Raw genomic sequence first — 18844 nt, forward strand, 5'->3', positions numbered from 1 at the left:
ATTGGTCACTCAGTTCATTGAAATCAAGTTGATTCCGAGGAATCTATTTTGATTATCATCAACGAGTGCCCACACAGATTGATAGGTTTATATTGTTAAAGAGCGTTGTTCTTTCGAACGCCACTGAGGTCTCCCTCGAAGTGGACGGCCATTCTAGCGATTTGAGTCTCAGTGTCAAACACTTTTTTGCTTTTTATTTCGAAGCGTATTTTCGAATCGAAATTGTGCAAATGACTCAGCCACTTGGCCTACTGATGCGGCTGAAGCGTTGTGCGCTCTACCGTGTCAGTGAGGCGGCATTATAGAGATCCGAATCACATTGGCAAGTGTTTTTTGAAAGAAAAACGCAACTTTCTACTGTTTGAATAAAAGTTGGCCAAAACTCATCAAAAGTGACGCTTTACTCACCTAATTGTTTAACATTTTGGGCAAATAGCCTCACTTTTTCCCAGTTGGTGTATTCCACTTCTTTTGTCGTATCCGTTTCACCGCCTGTCATTGACATGATGAATCGAATCATAAATCGGTCAAACAGGTTATAACGAGGATAATAGAGCGCGCCGGCAAATACACCAATCAATGTAGGTGTCCAAGGTGACTTCTTAAGGAAGGTCTTTATATAGGCGCTGCCTTCTGGCGTATCCTTTCCCTGGTCTTCTTTGCGTGCGGTAAGATTGACACAGAAAAAAGCGGTATTCGCGTTTTCTAGCTGTGACTGATGTTGCTCTATAAATTGATAGAGCTTTTTATTGAGGTGCCCATATCGAATTGAGGCGCCTATGACGACTTTGTCATACTGAGAGAGATCAACAGTGCCAGCCTGGTGGATATCCATGGTCTCACATTCATGCCCATCCAACTTACTCTCTATATAAGAGAGAATCTTCTTGGTTTGCCCTTCTCGGGTAGAATGCAATAAAAGGGTTTTACTCACGGGATATCCTTATTAGGTGTCGGTGCGCTACTGTAAGCAATTACACACAAAAACAAAGCGAGGCTAGTTTCGCCAAAATGTTGGGGTAAAGAGTATCAACAAAGTGAAGATCTCTAGTCGACCGAAAAGCATACTGATCACCAGTATCCATTTAGCCGCATTGTCGATATCCCCATAATGCAAAGCCACGTCACCAAGACCTGGCCCTAAATTATTCAGCGTCGATGCGACCGCTGAGAACGCCGTTAGCTCATCCATACCTGTCGCAATGAGCGCGAGCATACACAATACAAACACCAACGCGTACGCGGAGAAAAACCCCCATACAGCATCTATAACTTTAGAAGATAGCGCTTTGCCTCCCACTTTGATGGTGTATACCGCTCTAGGGTGAATCAATCGCTTGACCTCACGCGCCCCTTGTAAGGTCAGCAACAAAATACGAATCACCTTCATGCCACCTCCAGTCGAGCCAGCACAGCCTCCAATAAAGGCTGAAAACAGCAATAACACGGGCAAAAATAGTGGCCAGTCAGCAAATCCTGTAGTGGTAAAGCCTGCGGTGGTTGATATCGAGACACTTTGAAAAAGTGCTTGGTCAAATGCATCGTAATATGAATCGTAAGTATGGTGGTTAAGCAAAATTAGGAAGCAAACACTAAACAGGGCTACTTGAATTACAATGAAAGCTCTAAACTCTGGATCTTTCACGTAGTACTTAGGATGAACACCCCCCGATGCAAACACAGCAAAGTGCAATGAGTAGTTCACTGCAGAAATGAGTAAGAACACCACTGTAATCATGTTAATAGCGTAACTGTCAAAATAGGCCATGCTGGCATCGTGTGTAGAAAAGCCGCCAATCGCAATGGTCGAAAAACTATGACAAATCGCGTCAAATGCAGACATCCCCGCCGTCCAAAAGGCCGCTGCACAGGCAATAGTTAAGGTTAGATAGATATACCAAAGTGCCTTAGCGGTTTCTGCTATTCGAGGCGTCATCTTAGAATCTTTAACCGGGCCAGGAATTTCGGCTCGGTACAGCTGCATGCCACCGATTCCTAATACGGGTAATATAGCAACGGCCAGTACAATGATCCCCATACCACCGAACCATTGCAGTAACTGACGATAGAATAGAATGGCTTTAGGGAGGTCATCTAAGCCAACAATGACTGTAGCCCCTGTTGTCGTTAATGCCGAGAACGATTCAAAAAAAGCATTGGCGACAGAAAAATTGGTTTTATCTAATAACAAAAACGGCAATGCACCCGCGCTGCCCAGTACCGTCCAAAATAGTACGACTATCAAAAATCCATCGCGTGCTTTAAGCTCGTGTCTATAACGACGGTTTGGAAACCAGCAAAAAAAACCTGCGACCAGCAAGGTAAAGAAAGTGCCCACAAAAGGAACACCAGCACCATCACGATAGATCAGCGCCACGAGCGCAGGTGCGAGCATGGTAAAGCTGAACAGTGCTAAAAGAAGACCGACAATGCGGATAATAGAACGAAACTGCATTAGATAATTATACGGCAGAAGCTGATTAACTCGCTTCTGCGTCACTTTCCTTAGTAATCAGGGCTTTCGCTCCCGTTTTATTGATCACAGCTTGCACAAAGTTGGCTTCGTTCAAACACTCAATCTCTACCGTTAACCTCACACTTGTCACATATTCACTGGCAAACTCTGTCGCCCCGAACTGTTGCATCAGGTTTTGGATAAGGCTCAATAAGCTGTAGTCTACCTCTATGGTCAATAAGGTGGTGATTTTTTTCTCAATTGTTTGAACAAGCTTTAACGCTTGCTGCACTCCACCCCCATAGGCTTTAACCAACCCGCCTGTTCCAAGCTTAATTCCACCGGAATAGCGCGTAACCACGGCACTGATCTCACCAATATGACTTCCAGAAAGCTGTGCCAATATTGGTTTCCCTGCGGTCCCTGATGGCTCTCCATCATCCGAGAACCCCCACAACATAGAATCGGTGGGCCTGCCCGCGACAAACCCCCAGCAATTATGCCGCGCACTCGAATGCTGCTGTTTCACACTCTGAATAAACGCCTTAGCTGCATTTATAGATGGCGTGTGCGCCAACTGAGTAATGAAGACACTTTTTTTAATTTCTTCTTCAAACACCGTGGAGTCGTTTGGGATCAGGTATGGCTGATGGGATGGCATGACCGAGTTTTAGGTTATTTATATCAAACAAAACCGAAGTGTATCACGACCTACTTTTAAGTCTAAGACTACCATTAGGGTGTGTTTTCCCACACAATGTTAAACAGTTGTTTAAAAAATGTATTGAAGTTTATTTTTGAAACGGTCAAACTGGCACTGGTCTAACCAGAATAGATATTAAATTGTTTTTGGGTTTACTAACCTGAGTGCAGCATAACGTTAGGCCCTCTGTACAACACTACATCGACGCTAATCAGCGTGTTATGGAGAACAACAATGATTTACCAAGCGGAAACGATAAAGGTAGAAGCCAAACAAGATGGGATTGTGGAACTCTCATTTTGTGCCCCTGGTCCGATTAACAAGTTGGATCTGGCGACACTTGAATCTTTAGATAAAGCCCTCGATGCGATTAACCAACACGCCGACTTGAAAGGCGTATTGCTCACCAGTGATAAAGATGCCTTTATTGTTGGTGCTGACATCACCGAATTTTTAGGCCTTTTTGCAAAACCTGACGCTGAGCTTGACCAATGGTTACAGTTTGCCAATGGTGTATTCAATAAATTAGAAGACCTCCCTGTTCCAACACTTTCTGTCCTTAAAGGCCACACTCTAGGTGGTGGATGTGAGTGTGTACTTGCTACCGACCTACGTATTGGTGATAAAACCACCAGTATTGGTCTGCCAGAGACTAAACTCGGCATAATGCCTGGGTTTGGTGGCTGCGTAAGATTACCAAGAGTCATCGGTGCGGACAGTGCCATGGAGATTATTACCCAAGGTAAGGCGTGCCGTCCTCAAGAAGCGCTTAGCATTGGGTTGCTAGATGCGGTTGTCGATACCGATGCGCTTGAAGCTTCAGGATTAAGCACACTAAAACAAGCCATAAGTGGAAAAATCGATTGGCAATCACGCCGCAAACAGAAAACCTCAGCACTTACACTGAGCAAGCTAGAGTCAATGATGAGCTTCACCATGGCCAAAGGCTTGGTGGCTCAAAAAGCAGGACCTCACTACCCTGCTCCAATGACTGCGGTTAAAACCATTGAAGAAAGTGCTCGTTGCGATCGCGACGAAGCGCTGGCTGTCGAACGCAAACATTTTGTGAAACTGGCAAAATCGGAAGAGGCTAAATCACTGGTCGGGTTGTTCCTTAATGACCAGTACCTAAAAGGGCTCGCTAAGAAAGCGGCAAAATCTGCAACAGTGCAAACCGAGCGTGCTGCAGTCCTTGGGGCTGGCATCATGGGGGGCGGGATCGCCTATCAGTCAGCACTCAAAGGCGTTCCTGTGATCATGAAAGACATCGCGCAAGCGTCTCTTGATTTGGGCATGAATGAAGCGAGTAAATTACTGAATAAGCGACTTTCTCAAGGTCGAATCGACGGCTTTAAGATGGCGGGTATCCTTTCTTCAATCACTCCTAGCCTTCATTATGCTGGTATCGACAGCTCAGACATTATTGTTGAAGCGGTTGTCGAAAACCCGAAAGTAAAAGCTGCTGTATTAAGCGAAGTTGAGCAGCACGTAGGTGAGAATGCCGTGCTAACCTCGAACACCTCAACCATTCCAATCAATCTTCTCGCTCAGTCACTCAAGCGTCCTGAAAACTTCTGTGGGATGCACTTCTTTAACCCTGTGCATCGCATGCCGCTGGTTGAGATCATCCGCGGAGAGCACACCTCTGATGAAACCATCAACCGTGTTGTGGCCTATGCAGCGAAAATGGGTAAATCACCCATCGTTGTGAATGACTGCCCTGGGTTTTTTGTTAACCGTGTCCTTTTCCCATACTTTGGCGGGTTTAGCCTACTGCTGCGAGACGGCGGTGATTTTACTCAAATAGACAAAGTGATGGAGCGCCAGTTTGGCTGGCCAATGGGACCTGCGTATCTTCTTGATGTTGTCGGTATCGACACTGCTCATCATGCTCAAGAAGTGATGGCACAAGGCTTCCCTGAGCGCATGAGTAAAGACGATCGTGACGCTATTGACGTGTTGTATGAAGCAGAGAAGTTTGGCCAGAAGAATGGGTCTGGGTTCTACAGCTACACCAAAGACAAAAAAGGTCGTCCGAAGAAGGTCTTTGATGAGTCCGTGACCGAGCTACTCGCGACAACCGTGCAAAATTACAATGAATTTGACGCGCAAACCATCATTGAACGAGTGATGATTCCGATGATCAACGAAGTGGCTCGTTGTTTAGAAGAGAACATTATCGCCTCGCCACAAGAAGCCGACATGGCTCTGGTTTATGGATTAGGTTTCCCTCCGTTTAGAGGCGGCGTGTTCCGCTACCTAGACAGCCTAGGGTTAAACCAATACCTCGCGATGGCTGAGAAGTATCACCACCTAGGCGCGATGTACCAAGCACCGCAACTACTGATTGATATGGCGTCTAAAGGGGAAAGTTTTTACGGTTCCCAACAACAAGGTTCTATTTAAGGAGTGTGTGTCAGATGAGTTCTCAAATGAAAAACGTCGTAGTAGTTGATTGCTTGCGCACACCGATGGGTCGCTCGAAAAATGGTGCTTTTCGCCATACTCGTGCCGAAGACCTTTCTGCGCACCTGATGAAAGGGATCCTAGAGCGCAATCCGCAAGTGAATCCGAGTGAGATTGAAGATATCTATTGGGGCTGTGTACAGCAAACATTAGAGCAAGGGTTCAATGTTGCACGCAACGCAGCCTTGTTAGCAGGCTTACCTATTGAAATTGGAGCAGTTACCGTGAACCGACTGTGTGGTTCGTCGATGCAAGCACTGCACGATGGCACTCGCGCTATCATGACCGGTGATGCCGATATTTGTCTCATTGGTGGTGTTGAGCATATGGGGCACGTTCCGATGAACCATGGTGTCGACTTTCACCCTGGTATGTCTAAAAATGTCGCAAAAGCCGCTGGCATGATGGGACTTACAGCAGAGATGCTGGGCAAACTGCACGGCATTAGTCGTGAACAGCAAGATGAATTCGCCGCTCGCTCTCACGCCCGTGCTCATGCGGCTACCGTTGAAGGTCGATTCAGTAACGAGATTTTACCTATAGAAGCGCACGCCGCAGATGGCACTCTGTTTACCTTAGATTACGATGAAGTCATACGCCCAGAAACGTCCGTTGAGGGCCTTTCTTCACTGCGTCCGGTGTTTGACCCAGCCAATGGTACGGTCACTGCGGGTACCTCTTCTGCCCTGTCAGATGGTGCCTCGGCAATGCTTATCATGAGCGAAGATAAAGCCAATGAACTGGGTCTAACCATTCGCGCCCGCATTAAGGGCATGGCGGTTGCAGGTTGCGATCCTTCCATTATGGGATACGGTCCCGTACCAGCCACTAAAAAAGCACTACAACGCGCGGGTCTTACCATTGACGATATGGATGTGGTAGAGCTGAATGAAGCCTTTGCTGCTCAAGCCTTGCCGGTTGCCAAAGATCTTGGGTTGCTGGATGTGATGGACCAAAAGGTCAATCTTAACGGCGGTGCAATAGCGCTTGGTCACCCACTAGGTTGCTCGGGATCGCGCATTTCGACGACGCTCATTAACCTCATGGAAGCACAAGATGCCAAGTACGGTCTCGCCACTATGTGTATTGGTCTTGGGCAAGGAATAGCCACGGTGTTTGAACGCCCTTAGCACTGCACTCACTGCTTAGTCATTTCCCAATAGCGGCTTTATGCCGCTATTTTTTTCATTCCGTTTGGTCTAGTGTCTTAAAATGCAAAAAACGCATGAATTTAATGACAAAGTTTCATTATTTTCATTTAAGTTTTAGGTCTACACTATCTACATACGCTTACGAACCCTCTTCTGGAGACTTTTATGTTTAATGCACTCGTTCTAAATCAACAAGATAAACGCACTATCGCCAGCATCGAGCAACTTGATGACTCACAACTGCCTGACGGTGAGGTTGTGGTACAGGTGGATTATTCATCATTGAATTATAAAGACGGCCTGGCGATCACCGGTAAAGGTAAAATCATTCGCAACTTTCCTATGGTACCTGGGATAGATCTTGCTGGCAGCGTGATCAGCAGCAGTGACTCACGCTACACCCAGGGGGACAAAGTTGTCTTAACCGGTTGGGGCGTCGGTGAAAATCATTGGGGCGGTATGGCTGAGCGCGCTTCGCTTAAAGCCGACTGGTTGGTTCCACAACCACAAGGGTTAGATGCCAAGCAAGCGATGATGATAGGCACTGCAGGCTTTACCGCGATGTTATGCGTGCAAGCATTGATTGATGGCGGTGTTAAGCCTGAAGACGGTGAAATCCTAGTAACGGGCGCCAGTGGTGGTGTGGGTTCAGTGTCAGTCACCCTATTGGCCGAACTGGGTTACAAAGTCGCGGCAGTAACAGGTCGATTGGAACAAAATGGGCCATTGTTAGAAAAACTAGGCGCAAGTCGAGTCATTGAGCGCAGCGAATTTGAAGAGCCAGCGCGTCCACTTGAAAAACAAGTATGGGCAGGCGCAATTGATACTGTCGGCAGCAAAATACTGGCGAAGGTTCTAGCGCAAATGGACTACAACAGTACGGTCGCTGCGTGTGGCTTAGCGGGAGGGTTTGATCTCCCGACAACGGTAATGCCGTTTATTTTGCGCAACGTGCGCCTGCAAGGCGTCGACTCGGTAAACTGCCCACAGCAGAGACGCGTTCAAGCTTGGGAGAGCCTTGCTAAGCTGCTGCCGCAAAGTTACTACCAACAAGCCTGTACTGAGATTGAACTTGAGCATGCACCACAGTTTGCTGAGTCCATCACTAATGGCGAAGTCACCGGTCGAGTCGTCATTAAGCTATAGCCACTAAGCTATAGTCGCTATGCTGTTGAGTACTCCCGTAACTAAGTACACAGACAGTTAAATACTCAAGCCGCACCAGTACACTAGCTGTATACCAATCTAACCAGAGCGCTTAATCCAGTGCTCTGGTTGGTATTATTCCAACCCCATATCATCGATACGCTTGGCAATTAGCCGGCCGCATTCTTCTTTCACAATTGATCGTAGCCACTCTTGAGCGGGTGCATTATCACATCGCGTATGCCAAATCATTGAGTAGTCAAACGCCGTAAACCTAAAAGGTAATGGCTTAACCACCAAGTCATAGCGCTGCGCCACCAAGTACGCAAGGTCGGCAGGCACCGTCATAATAAGGGGCAACTGTTCAATCACCGACAGCGCCGACTCTAAATGGTAGGCTCGCAGCACTAATTTTGGTTTCTCTTTCCCAGAAAGAGCCTCATCAATCAACGCTTTAACTCCATCACTAATGGCAATCATCGCTTGCGGATAGCTCAGGTAGTCCTCTATTGTCATATCGCGCTGTGCGATTGGATGACGTTTCGACACCATGCACAGTACACCCACTCGGCCTAGTACCTCACGACGTAAAGGCTCGACGGGCCCAATAGGCCGACAAATGGCCAAATCGGCGCCTTCGGTCGTCAACTGCTCTAAAATACGATCGTGTTGCAAGGGCAAAAAGTTAAAAGAGACTTTTGGCGCCTCTTGATACAACCTCGGCAGCGCAAACGGCAAAATGGTTTGCATTGCGTAATCGGTGGTCGCTATAGTGAACGTTTGCTGGCATTGACTGGGGTCAAACTCTTCTGGAGACAAGAGACTGCGTAATGATTCAAGCGGTGTGCCTAACGCATCGTTCACTTGAAGCGCTTTTTGCGTTGGGATCAGCTTTTGACCTTGTCGAGTAAACAAAGGGTCATTAAGCAACACGCGCATGCGCCCAAGAACGCGACTCATTGCTGACTGACTCAAATTTAGCCGCGCGGCGGCCTTACTGACACTGCACTCTTCAATCAGTACCCGTAAAGCCACCAGCAAATTTAGGTCTCTGCGATATATCTCTTCTAGCTCCATTGGATGCTCTTGCTGATAAAATCTAGAGCTATTGTAATCGGAAATAACGCTCGTCTTGCACCTAAGCACGAATTTTAGGCAAAAAAAATCCCGCATATACAGCGGGGAAGCCCAAGAAAACTGGGAGATAGTGTCGGAATGACAGTATAAGTAACACGCCAACGAACAGTCATATTGGGATAGACGCTCGTTGATTTTACTTCTTATACAATATTTATCGTTTTGATAAATAAGAAGTAAATACCAAGTTGTTACCCATTTGTTAACCTTAAGTTAAAATTAAATTTAACCCCTTTTTTAGGATTTGCCAAGTAACTATTGAATATTTTTTACACGAATGTATTATCTGCGCGTTCGCTCACAGTCCGAGTTTTTACTCGATTTTAACCGTAAAGAGCGACCCTTCAGGCTAATCACAGCCTCGTGACCGTGACCAGTAAGTGAGAAATTATCATGTCTTTTGATGCACAACACATCGATCGAATTTTGGAAGCCGAAGGATTGCGCTGCCCTGAGCCAGTAATGATGGTTCGTAAAACCATTAGGAAGATGGAAGTGGGTGAAACATTGCTAGTAAAAGCCGATGACCCTTCAACCGTCAGAGACATCCCGAGCTTCTGTCGATTTATGGATCATCAGTTAGTGGCAGAGCAAACCGCATCCAGCCCTTTTGAGTTTGTGATCAAAAAAGGCATCAGTTAGCCCTCATGCAGCGTCATTGGGGGAAGCCATACCCTCCCCCAAAAGCCATCGTTAAACGATACGGCAACACTTACTCCGCACACCTTCGTGTGTCATTTCCGTTAGTCGCCACCAAAGCTTCCATTGCAATCTACTTAACGACGCGATTGTCGAGCTGTTTGCGGATTTTTAGGAGCTCTTTACGCATTGGGATAATGTATTGAACACGGATCCAGGATTCGGCACACAATCCCGTCATCACAATGGCACCGACAACCATCGGCAACCACATATCCGTGATCACCATACCGATCAGATTCAGCGCTAATGCGAAGGTAAACAAGTACGCCTGACTTTGCGGCGTAATGCCCATATAACGTGTGAACATAGTCTTGCCCTCTTTCTACCACTCCATTCCAATGTGAACCTGAAATATGACAGTTTGATGTCAACAACTGTCTATTTAACCTCCTATTGATCGCGAATAATTTTACTTTTCGAACAAATTTACGCTGTGAGATCCTCGATTGAGCCATAACAAGCTCCATTTTATGACTGCTCGAGTCTTTTTTTTCGCCTGGACCGAATTTCTCGCAAGTTAACGCTACATTGATCCCAGCAAACTGAGTATACTTGAACGTTATTTTGTTCACTTTGACTAAAGAATCGCGCGAACCTGACTATGCAAAAATACGATATCAAAACCTTCCAGGGAATGATCCTCGCGCTGCAGGATTACTGGGCACAAAACGGCTGTACCATTGTACAACCGCTAGATATGGAAGTAGGTGCTGGCACCTCTCACCCAATGACATGTCTACGTGCACTTGGCCCAGAGCCAATGTCTACGGCATACGTTCAACCTTCACGCCGTCCGACCGATGGTCGTTACGGTGAAAACCCGAACCGTCTGCAGCATTACTATCAATTCCAAGTGGCATTAAAGCCCTCTCCAGATAATATTCAGGAGTTGTACCTTGGCTCACTAGAAGTTCTTGGTGTCGATCCACTGGTTCACGATATTCGTTTTGTTGAAGACAACTGGGAAAACCCAACGCTAGGTGCATGGGGTCTTGGCTGGGAAGTTTGGCTAAACGGTATGGAAGTGACTCAATTTACCTATTTCCAGCAAGTTGGCGGACTTGAATGTAAGCCAGTTACCGGCGAGATCACTTACGGTATAGAACGTCTTGCAATGTATATCCAAGAAGTGGATTCAGTGTACGACCTAGTATGGAACGTGGCACCCGATGGCTCAAACGTGACCTACGGTGATATTTTCCACCAAAATGAAGTTGAGCAGTCTACTTACAACTTCGAGCACGCAGATGTTGATTTCCTTTTCACTTTCTTCGACCAGTGCGAAAAAGAGTGTACCGAGCTACTTGAGCTTGAGAAGCCACTTCCGCTTCCTGCATACGAGCGCATCCTTAAAGCTGGCCACGCATTCAACATCCTTGATGCGCGCAAAGCTATCTCTGTGACAGAGCGCCAACGTTACATCCTTCGCATCCGCAACCTGACTAAGTCTGTTGCCGAGGCGTACTACGCATCACGTGAAGCATTAGGCTTCCCAATGTGCCGTACCCAAGATGCAAAAAGCGAGGAGAAGTAATCATGGCAAAAGAATTTCTAATTGAACTGGGTACTGAAGAGCTACCACCAACGCAGCTTCGCACACTAGCAGAAGCATTCGCATCAAACTTCGAAGCGGAACTTAAAGGCGCAGATCTCGCGCACGAAGGCGTGAAATGGTACGCAGCACCTCGTCGTCTAGCGCTTAAAGTAGCCGGTCTTGCAGAAGGCCAAGCGGACAAAGTGGTCGAAAAGCGTGGTCCTGCAATTTCTGTCGCATTTGACGCTGACGGTAACGCGACCAAAGCAGCCCAAGGCTGGGCGCGTGGTAACGGCATCACTGTTGAACAAGCTGAACGTCTGGTTACAGACAAAGGCGAATGGCTACTGTTCAAACAAGAAGTCAAAGGCAAAGCAACTACCGAGATCGTGGTCGATCTTGCGGCAAAAGCACTGGCTAACCTACCAATCGCTAAACCAATGCGCTGGGGCAATAAAACAACTCAGTTCATTCGCCCCGTTAAAACGCTAACTATGCTGATGGGTTCTGACCTTATCGAAGGTGAGATCTTAGGTGTTGCATCAGACCGCACAATACGTGGTCACCGCTTCATGGGTGAGCAAGAGTTCACTATTGACTCTGCTGAGCAATACCCTGCACTCTTAGAAGAGCGCGGTAAAGTAATGGCAGATTACGAAGCGCGCAAAGCTATCATCCTTGCTGACTCGCAAAAAGCAGCAGCAGCGGTTGGTGGTATTGCTGATCTAGAAGATGACCTCGTAGAAGAAGTCACGTCTCTGGTTGAATGGCCAGTCGTTCTAACTGCGAAATTTGAAGAAGAGTTCTTAAAGGTTCCTTCTGAAGCTTTGGTTTACACCATGAAAGGTGACCAGAAGTACTTCCCGGTATATGACGAAAACAAGAAGCTTCTGCCTAACTTCATCTTTGTTTCTAATATCGAGTCAAAAGAGCCTCGCCACGTAATCGAAGGTAACGAGAAGGTTGTACGTCCACGTCTTGCGGATGCCGAGTTCTTCTTTAACACTGACCGTAAGCGCCCTCTTATTGATCGACTACCTGAGCTAGAGCAAGCTATCTTCCAAAAGCAGCTAGGTACTATCAAAGACAAAACAGACCGCATCACCGAACTTGCTGGCTACATTGCTGAGCAGATCGATGCTGACGTTGAGAAATCTAAGCGCGCTGGCTTACTAGCTAAGTGTGACCTAATGACTTCTATGGTATTCGAATTTACGGATACTCAGGGTGTAATGGGCATGCACTACGCAACGCACGATGGCGAAGACGAGCAAGTTGCACTAGCACTTTACGAGCAATACATGCCTCGCTTTGCAGGCGACGATCTACCAAGCACTGGTATTTCATCTGCTGTAGCAATGGCAGACAAGCTAGACACTATCGTAGGTATCTTCGGTATTTGCCAAGCACCAAAAGGTTCTGACCCATTCGCTCTACGTCGAGCATCATTGGGTGTGCTGCGTATCATCGTTGAAAACGGCTACAACCTAGACCTAATTGATCTTATCTGTAAAGCGAAAGAGCTACTAGGCGACAAGCTAACCAACGACAACGTTGAAGCTGACGTTATCGACTTCATGCTAGGTCGTTTCCGCGCATGGTACCAAGATGCAGGTTTCAGCGTTGATATCATCCAAGCGGTACTTGCACGTCGCCCAACCAAGCCTGCTGACTTTGACCAACGTGTTAAGGCCGTATCTCACTTCCGTGGACTGGAAGCTGCAGAAGCTCTTGCAGCAGCGAACAAGCGTGTAGGTAACATCCTTGCGAAGTTCGACGGTGAGCTAGCTGAAGGTATTGACCTTGCTCTTCTTCAAGAAGATGCAGAGAAAGCACTAGCTGAGAATGTTGAAGTAATGACAGAAGCACTAGAGCCAGCATTCGCGACAGGTAACTACCAAGAAGCCCTAAGCAAGCTAGCTGACCTACGTGAGCCTGTAGATGCGTTCTTTGATAACGTTATGGTTATGGCCGATGACGAAGCACTTAAGAAGAATCGTCTCACACTGCTGAACAACCTGCGTAATCTGTTCCTACAGATCGCCGATATCTCTGTATTGCAGAAATAAACGGTTAAAGCGATTGCCTAAATCAAGAAGCCTCGGACCATGTTCGAGGTTTTTTTTTGTCCTCAAATTGAGTACTTGGGGTCATACCCCTGTACATCTTTCAATGACCGTCCCATTTTACGTTTATTTAACGTTTTGCGCTGACAAATGCTAATCGCTGGAGTATGTTATCGCATCAATGCCAATGAGCAGTACGTATTAATAGAATCAGAGGTTGTAGCATGTCATTTTCGCAGTTTGGAGAGAAGTTTAATCGCCACTCCGGTATTACCCAACTTATGGACGACCTTAATGACGGGTTACGTACACCTGGCGCACTGATGCTAGGTGGGGGAAACCCTGCGCAAATCCCAGCGATGAATGACTATTTTGAAAATGCGATTAAACAACTGATCGAGCAAGGTGACTTCGTTGACGCGCTGACCAATTACGATGGACCACAAGGCTCTGACCGATTTGTTAAAAACCTCGCAAATTTGCTTCAACAAGAGTTCAATTGGCCAATCACCGAAAAAAACATCACTTTGACCAATGGCAGCCAGAGCGCATTCTTCTATCTGTTTAATCTCTTTGCAGGTACACAGCCTGATGGCTCACACAAAAAAATTCTGCTTCCACTGGCACCTGAATACTGCGGTTATGCAGATTCGGGGTTAGATGAAGATATATTTATCTCTTATCACCCTGATATCGAGTACTTGGACAATCGCCAGTTCAAATACCATGTCGATTTCAGTCAACTGGTAGTGGATGACAGCGTCGGCGCCATTTGTGTGTCTCGTCCCACCAACCCAACGGGTAACGTGTTAACAGACGACGAGATCGCTCACTTAGATGAATTAGCGCGCGCTCACGATGTCCCACTCATCATCGATAATGCTTATGGGACCCCTTTCCCTAATATTTTGTTTGAGACCATCACTCCCTTTTGGAATGACAACACCATCTTATGCATGAGTTTGTCGAAACTTGGTTTACCTGGAGTACGGTGTGGCATTGTCATCGGCAATGAGGGCGTCATCTCTGCGCTGACCAACCTCAATGGCATCATCAGTTTGGCGCCAGCAAGTGTGGGCCCAAAAATCGCCTCGCACATGATTGAACAAGGGGATCTGTTGCCGCTAAGTCGCGATGTGATCACGCCGTTTTATCAGCAAAAATCACAGCAAGCGATTGAGATGCTTCAACAGGCCATTCCAGACAATCGCTTTCGAATACATAAATCGGAAGGTGCCATCTTTTTGTGGTTGTGGTTTGACGAGCTGCCTATCAGTACCAATGAACTCTACCAACGATTAAAGGCTCGCGGCGTACTGGTGGTACCTGGAGAGTACTTCTTTTTCGGAACCAACGACTGGCCGCACGCTCATCAGTGTTTGCGAATGAACTATGTTCAACCACAGGACGTTATGGAGAAAGGCATTGCAGTTATTGCCGAAGAAGTGTCCAGCGCATACTCAGACGCCCTATAGAGAAGGTTCTGCTTCATCTATATGCTCGACGTAATGACCTCGCTTGTCGCGATACATATTTGCGTCAGCCCGCGCGTATAAGGCATCTAATGGCGCCTCTAAGCTGCTGGCAACACCAATTGAATATGACACATAATACGCTCGGCCATCGGGCAGTTTTAGCTGCGACATGCCTTTGGATTGTTCAATTTGTGTCGTTAGCTCAGATAAAAGGTTGGCGGTATAATCACGTATTAACAAAACAAACTCATCCCCACCAACTCGGTAAAGTACCACTTTTTTATTGCACACAGGATTCAGAGTATTAACCATGGTTTGAATCAGTCGATCACCGGTGTCATGTCCATAGGTATCATTAATGATCTTTAATCCATTAATATCGATCATCATCAGCGATAAATTGCGACTGTGTCGCTGCTGAGTGCGAAGTTTGTAATACTCTAAGTCCTCTTCAAACGCCTTTCGATTGAGTGTAGAACTAAGAGGATCCCAACGAGCAAGGACTTCTAACTCCAACCAAGCGGAAAGTTGTTTGGCAAAAATGACCAACAGCATCTGTTGCTGCTCGCTTAATTTACTGCGTTCGAGTTGCATGTAGCCCAAAATTTGCCCTTCTATAGAGTAAATGGGCTCACATGGATGAACCGCGTGCTTTTCAAATGCAAAAACGACTTGTTGATGACTAAACAGCTTGGAGAGAAATAGATTACAAACGGTTGGAATACTTCGATAGGCGATGCCGGCGCGATTGGAAAAGAAATCTATAATGGTGACCAATTGCTGTTGATAATGCTCTTCTCTGTTTAATAGCTCTCTGAGTTCAATGGTTTTCTCGTCGACACTGCGCTCGAGTGTCTGATTAAAGTTCTCGAGTCGTAAGTTGGACTGTTGCACCTCACTGTGCGCTTTTTGTAGCTCAATATTCTGTATTTCTAGTTCTCTCATTTGCTTATGAATGCGAGACCACAATTTGTCGATAACATCGAGGAGTTGTTTAAATTCGCTAAACTGAAAGCGCTTTTTGGACTTGTAACGCTGATTGCCGTGCTGATATTTACGAACAGTCTGTTCGATATCTCTCACCGGATACAGCACCCCTTGACTGATGACCAACCCCAACACTAAGGTAATGACTAAAATAACCATCATCGACTGATACAGCTTTTGCTGTGAACGACGTAACTCGGTTTCTCTGGCTCGATCTGAGAGATGCTGTTCGACCTGAAAATAGAGCGGTGCAAACAGGTTATCAGAAGTAAGTTCAAGCACCTTTGTACCATCAACCGACTCCGAGTACGCTGGCAAGTAACGTATCGCTATGCTTTCTTCGGCAAATAGGTAGGGAGTGGACAAAGCGACCAAGGCATCATAAGCAATCAAAACCACTAGGTAACCTTTAGGCTCATACTCTGAGCCAGGTAACAAGGTATATGAAAGCAGTGGGGTTATCAGAGCAATACCTTGCTGCCCGCCATCAATAACCAACTCTTCGTTGGTAAATTCAGTATGGTACGATTTTCCCTGTTGATAAATAGCAGACTGTTGCTTTAATGATGTCAGTAATTGGCTCTTCTCAAAATGGAACAAGCTGCCATTACTCTCGTACATTGGTTGCCATTGGCTATCGAGTAGAAACGTTGAGGTAATAGGATCGGCTAACTGCTTAAAGCTACTTAGCTTCTGAGTAATGACCGCGCCGTACAAGATATTGTTGGTACTGGTAATTAACTGACGATCACGAGAATACCAGCTGGTTAGATTCGCAATATTAGACAACTCATGTTTGACCGTCGTTTCGATCCCTAAGCTCGACGCCTCAAGCTTAAGTTGCTTTTGATCCATTTGATACTCAGCGTGCCTATCTATAAGCAACGTACCGACGATATACGTTGGAACCAGCGATCCCAGCAGGACAAAAAACGTGATGATTTTGCGCAGACTCATCGCCCGTCCTCCTCAGGTATACCATTAATTTTCGCAAGATTTTCTCGCACAAACTCGAGAATAAAAGTGGCACTTTCTTCCGCTGGCATCCCCAATTGATGGCGCTTAATCCCTTGACTCACGGCTTCCCAGAATATAGCCATAGTGACACTGCTAGGCATGATTAGTGCAGGTGCAAGCTGCGTATACAATTGGGTATAAAAGGTAGAATAGGAGTAAAAAGACAACTCATTGAGTTTGGCATTTGCTGAGATCAAGTTCTGCCCAATGATCACGCTGTCAATAAACTCTGACTGCTGGACCATGTTTGCCAAAGCCTGGAGCGCTTCTCGCTTTATAGGATCTTGCATGGCTTGTTTGGTAAAAATGAGCACCTTACCGCCGCTCAAAGAACGCATTGGTTTTCCTTGATAGGAGGGTAATGCACTGATCACAAGATCATCAACCATTGACTGCTTTAACTCTCCAAGGGCCCAATCACCATCAATCAGATAGTTGACTTCACCACGAAGAAACTGCGCTCTCGCGCATTCTTGGTCACACCCATCAGCCATTAACCCCGAATCAATCAAACGTTGGTAAAATCTCAATGTACTGGCCAGCGGACTGACCTCAACATCTGTCGCGACCTGCATATCATCACGGCTAAACAGTGATGTAAACGACATAAAGAAGTACATATTCGGGTACTGCATTGCAATCGGTGACGGTCCGCTTTCAACTTGCTGAAAGAGCCCTTCCCATGTGGGTGTCAGTTGCTTGGTTTGGCCTTTATTGACATATAAAACCAAATGATTACCGATGGCCAACGGTACCCCAAAATAATGACCGTCGACATGAATTAAGTTTTTGGCCTTTGGCTCAAAACGCTCCAGCATTAGCCAATCTTCGGGGATTGGTGAGAGATTTAAAAACTGGTGTAAGCCTAGAAAATCTGAAGGTAGGTATAGAACGTCAGGAACTTGTCCGTTACTTTGACTTGCGACGAGCATTTCAGAGCGAATATTGTCGATATAAAACTCTCGTATCGACATAGTATGATCGGTTTGCTGCTCAAAGCGTGTCTCTATTTCTTTAATGGTGGTGTTGTCTAGACCACTCCACACTTCTATATCGGTTGCAATCACCGAGTGTGCGATAGAAAGTAACAAAACAACGAGCCAGCGCTTCATGATTACAACACCTTGCATTTTGAGTTAGGTTGTTCAATACGTCATCAATGAATTAAGCATGATATACAAAACACCATACCAATAATGTGGTATTGGCATCACTTTATAAGGCCAAACTATGAAAATAGGTTCATTTAGGTCACAAAATGTATCGCTACATTTCAACTAAAAAACAAGATGTTAAAAAATATTAATGGATCTGTATTGTTGCATAAAAAAGGAGCGCATTGCGCTCCTTAGTATCTGGTGATGAAAATATTAATCGTTTTCTAATAATGGACGAGATTGACCAATTTCAATCTTACGAGGCTTCATCGCTTCTGGAATTTCTCTTTCTAGACTAATGTGCAGCAGGCCATTTTCCATACTTGCACCAATCACTTTAACGTAATCGGCTAACTGGAATTTACGCTCGAAGTCGCGCTGCGCTATTCCTTGGTACACATAGTTTTTGTTTTCTTCTGGTTTACGAGTTCCGGTTACAATCAACACATTTTCTTTTTGAGTGAGATCCAATTGATCCTCAGCAAAACCAGCAACTGCCATGGTGATGCGATAACTATGCTCATCTTGTTGTTCAATATTGTATGGAGGGTAGCCGCCAGAAGCATTTTTGTTGCCATTCGCTTCCATCAAGTTTAATAGACGGTCAAAGCCGATAGCGTTGCGGTATAGGGGGGTGAAATCTACAGTTCTCATAATACTATCCTTTATTAAGCAATAGTCTTAGCCCTCATTCATAGAGAGACTAAGTTCCCTCAGCATTCATTATGTATTACGCCGTATGGCCGCAATGAACGACATGCAGGGATGGATTTAAGTTGTATGCAGCCATCGCATCCTCAATTGAGCGATGTTCGGTCTGCGGTTTCAGAGGCCCTTAGTAGGCATCC

15 protein-coding genes are annotated in these 18844 nt (G+C 46.0%); 7 read left to right on the plus strand and 8 right to left on the minus strand.

Translation table 11 applies throughout. The annotated features are described in order from the left end of the window. Nucleotides 1-400: 400 nt before the first annotated feature. From hemG to ST37_RS05360, 3 genes are all read right to left on the minus strand, one after another. Entirely contained in the window at nt 401-934 is a 534-nt protein-coding gene (gene hemG, locus ST37_RS05350; protein WP_084884438.1) for a menaquinone-dependent protoporphyrinogen IX dehydrogenase, read from the minus strand. A gap of 63 nt (nt 935-997) precedes the next feature. After that, nucleotides 998-2455: a TrkH family potassium uptake protein gene (locus tag ST37_RS05355; RefSeq protein WP_084884544.1), complete on the minus strand. Its 1458-nt coding sequence runs from the start codon at nt 2453-2455 to the stop codon at nt 998-1000. Nucleotides 2456-2480: 25 nt separating this feature from the next. Beyond that, nucleotides 2481-3116, minus strand: a complete 636-nt coding sequence (locus ST37_RS05360; protein WP_084884439.1) for a YigZ family protein — start codon at nt 3114-3116, stop codon at nt 2481-2483. Between the two features lie 276 nt (nt 3117-3392). Here ST37_RS05360 and fadB point away from each other — a divergent pair, with 276 nt between their 5' ends. From fadB to ST37_RS05375, 3 genes are all read left to right on the plus strand, one after another. Continuing rightward, complete coding sequence (fadB, locus tag ST37_RS05365; protein WP_084884441.1) at nt 3393-5564, plus strand: fatty acid oxidation complex subunit alpha FadB; 2172 nt, start codon at nt 3393-3395, stop codon at nt 5562-5564. 26 nt (nt 5565-5590) lie between these two features. Further along, nucleotides 5591-6754: an acetyl-CoA C-acyltransferase FadA gene (fadA, locus tag ST37_RS05370; RefSeq protein ID WP_084884545.1), complete on the plus strand. Its 1164-nt coding sequence runs from the start codon at nt 5591-5593 to the stop codon at nt 6752-6754. Between the two features lie 186 nt (nt 6755-6940). Then, on the plus strand, nt 6941-7921 hold the full coding sequence (locus ST37_RS05375) for an MDR family oxidoreductase (RefSeq protein WP_084884443.1): 981 nt from the start codon (nt 6941-6943) through the stop codon (nt 7919-7921). A gap of 135 nt (nt 7922-8056) precedes the next feature. Here ST37_RS05375 and ST37_RS05380 read toward each other — a convergent pair whose 3' ends face one another. Next, complete coding sequence (locus tag ST37_RS05380; protein WP_084884444.1) at nt 8057-8998, minus strand: LysR family transcriptional regulator; 942 nt, start codon at nt 8996-8998, stop codon at nt 8057-8059. A gap of 453 nt (nt 8999-9451) precedes the next feature. On the opposite strand from ST37_RS05380, the gene tusA reads away from it, so the two are divergent. After that, complete coding sequence (gene tusA / locus ST37_RS05385) at nt 9452-9700, plus strand: sulfurtransferase TusA (protein ID WP_084884446.1); 249 nt, start codon at nt 9452-9454, stop codon at nt 9698-9700. A gap of 130 nt (nt 9701-9830) precedes the next feature. Here tusA and ST37_RS05390 read toward each other — a convergent pair whose 3' ends face one another. After that, complete coding sequence (locus ST37_RS05390) at nt 9831-10067, minus strand: hypothetical protein (protein WP_084884448.1); 237 nt, start codon at nt 10065-10067, stop codon at nt 9831-9833. Between the two features lie 294 nt (nt 10068-10361). On the opposite strand from ST37_RS05390, the gene glyQ reads away from it, so the two are divergent. The 3 genes from glyQ to ST37_RS05405 all read left to right on the plus strand — a co-directional run bounded on the left by glyQ (nt 10362) and on the right by ST37_RS05405 (nt 14835). Continuing rightward, nucleotides 10362-11294: a glycine--tRNA ligase subunit alpha gene (gene glyQ / locus ST37_RS05395; RefSeq protein ID WP_084884450.1), complete on the plus strand. Its 933-nt coding sequence runs from the start codon at nt 10362-10364 to the stop codon at nt 11292-11294. Between the two features lie 2 nt (nt 11295-11296). Further along, entirely contained in the window at nt 11297-13363 is a 2067-nt protein-coding gene (glyS, locus tag ST37_RS05400; protein WP_084884452.1) for a glycine--tRNA ligase subunit beta, read from the plus strand. A 221-nt stretch (nt 13364-13584) separates the two neighbouring features. Then, nucleotides 13585-14835 carry a valine--pyruvate transaminase gene (locus ST37_RS05405; protein WP_084884454.1) on the plus strand — a complete coding sequence of 417 codons (1251 nt, stop codon included), beginning with the start codon at nt 13585-13587 and terminating at the stop codon, nt 14833-14835. Here ST37_RS05405 and ST37_RS05410 read toward each other — a convergent pair. The 3 genes from ST37_RS05410 to ST37_RS05420 all read right to left on the minus strand — a co-directional run bounded on the left by ST37_RS05410 (nt 14830) and on the right by ST37_RS05420 (nt 18650). Next, a complete protein-coding gene (locus ST37_RS05410; RefSeq protein ID WP_084884456.1) occupies nt 14830-16779 on the minus strand; it encodes a GGDEF domain-containing protein in 1950 nt (649 codons plus the stop codon). The genes ST37_RS05405 and ST37_RS05410 overlap by 6 nt on opposite strands. Beyond that, complete coding sequence (locus tag ST37_RS05415) at nt 16776-17951, minus strand: extracellular solute-binding protein (protein ID WP_242426229.1); 1176 nt, start codon at nt 17949-17951, stop codon at nt 16776-16778. Before ST37_RS05415 ends, ST37_RS05410 begins: the two co-directional genes overlap by 4 nt. A gap of 258 nt (nt 17952-18209) precedes the next feature. Then, complete coding sequence (locus ST37_RS05420) at nt 18210-18650, minus strand: Hsp20 family protein (RefSeq protein ID WP_084884458.1); 441 nt, start codon at nt 18648-18650, stop codon at nt 18210-18212. Between the last annotated feature and the right edge of the window lie 194 nt (nt 18651-18844).

This window comes from Vibrio sp. qd031 (assembly GCF_002100145.1).
Lineage (GTDB): Bacteria > Pseudomonadota > Gammaproteobacteria > Enterobacterales > Vibrionaceae > Vibrio.

Bases quoted from the DNA above. Each gene is read 5' to 3' on its own strand.
- ST37_RS05415 (WP_242426229.1), bottom strand. From the start codon at position 17,951: ATGAAGCGCTGGCTCGTTGTTTTGTTACTTTCTATCGCACACTCGGTG.
- tusA (WP_084884446.1), top strand. From the start codon at position 9,452: ATGTCTTTTGATGCACAACACATCGATCGAATTTTGGAAGCCGAAGGA.
- ST37_RS05355 (WP_084884544.1), bottom strand. From the start codon at position 2,455: ATGCAGTTTCGTTCTATTATCCGCATTGTCGGTCTTCTTTTAGCACTG.
- glyQ (WP_084884450.1), top strand. From the start codon at position 10,362: ATGCAAAAATACGATATCAAAACCTTCCAGGGAATGATCCTCGCGCTG.
- ST37_RS05380 (WP_084884444.1), bottom strand. From the start codon at position 8,998: ATGGAGCTAGAAGAGATATATCGCAGAGACCTAAATTTGCTGGTGGCT.
- glyS (WP_084884452.1), top strand. From the start codon at position 11,297: ATGGCAAAAGAATTTCTAATTGAACTGGGTACTGAAGAGCTACCACCA.
- fadB (WP_084884441.1), top strand. From the start codon at position 3,393: ATGATTTACCAAGCGGAAACGATAAAGGTAGAAGCCAAACAAGATGGG.
- fadA (WP_084884545.1), top strand. From the start codon at position 5,591: ATGAAAAACGTCGTAGTAGTTGATTGCTTGCGCACACCGATGGGTCGC.
- ST37_RS05405 (WP_084884454.1), top strand. From the start codon at position 13,585: ATGTCATTTTCGCAGTTTGGAGAGAAGTTTAATCGCCACTCCGGTATT.
- ST37_RS05410 (WP_084884456.1), bottom strand. From the start codon at position 16,779: ATGAGTCTGCGCAAAATCATCACGTTTTTTGTCCTGCTGGGATCGCTG.
- ST37_RS05390 (WP_084884448.1), bottom strand. From the start codon at position 10,067: ATGTTCACACGTTATATGGGCATTACGCCGCAAAGTCAGGCGTACTTG.
- ST37_RS05360 (WP_084884439.1), bottom strand. From the start codon at position 3,116: ATGCCATCCCATCAGCCATACCTGATCCCAAACGACTCCACGGTGTTT.
- ST37_RS05420 (WP_084884458.1), bottom strand. From the start codon at position 18,650: ATGAGAACTGTAGATTTCACCCCCCTATACCGCAACGCTATCGGCTTT.
- ST37_RS05375 (WP_084884443.1), top strand. From the start codon at position 6,941: ATGTTTAATGCACTCGTTCTAAATCAACAAGATAAACGCACTATCGCC.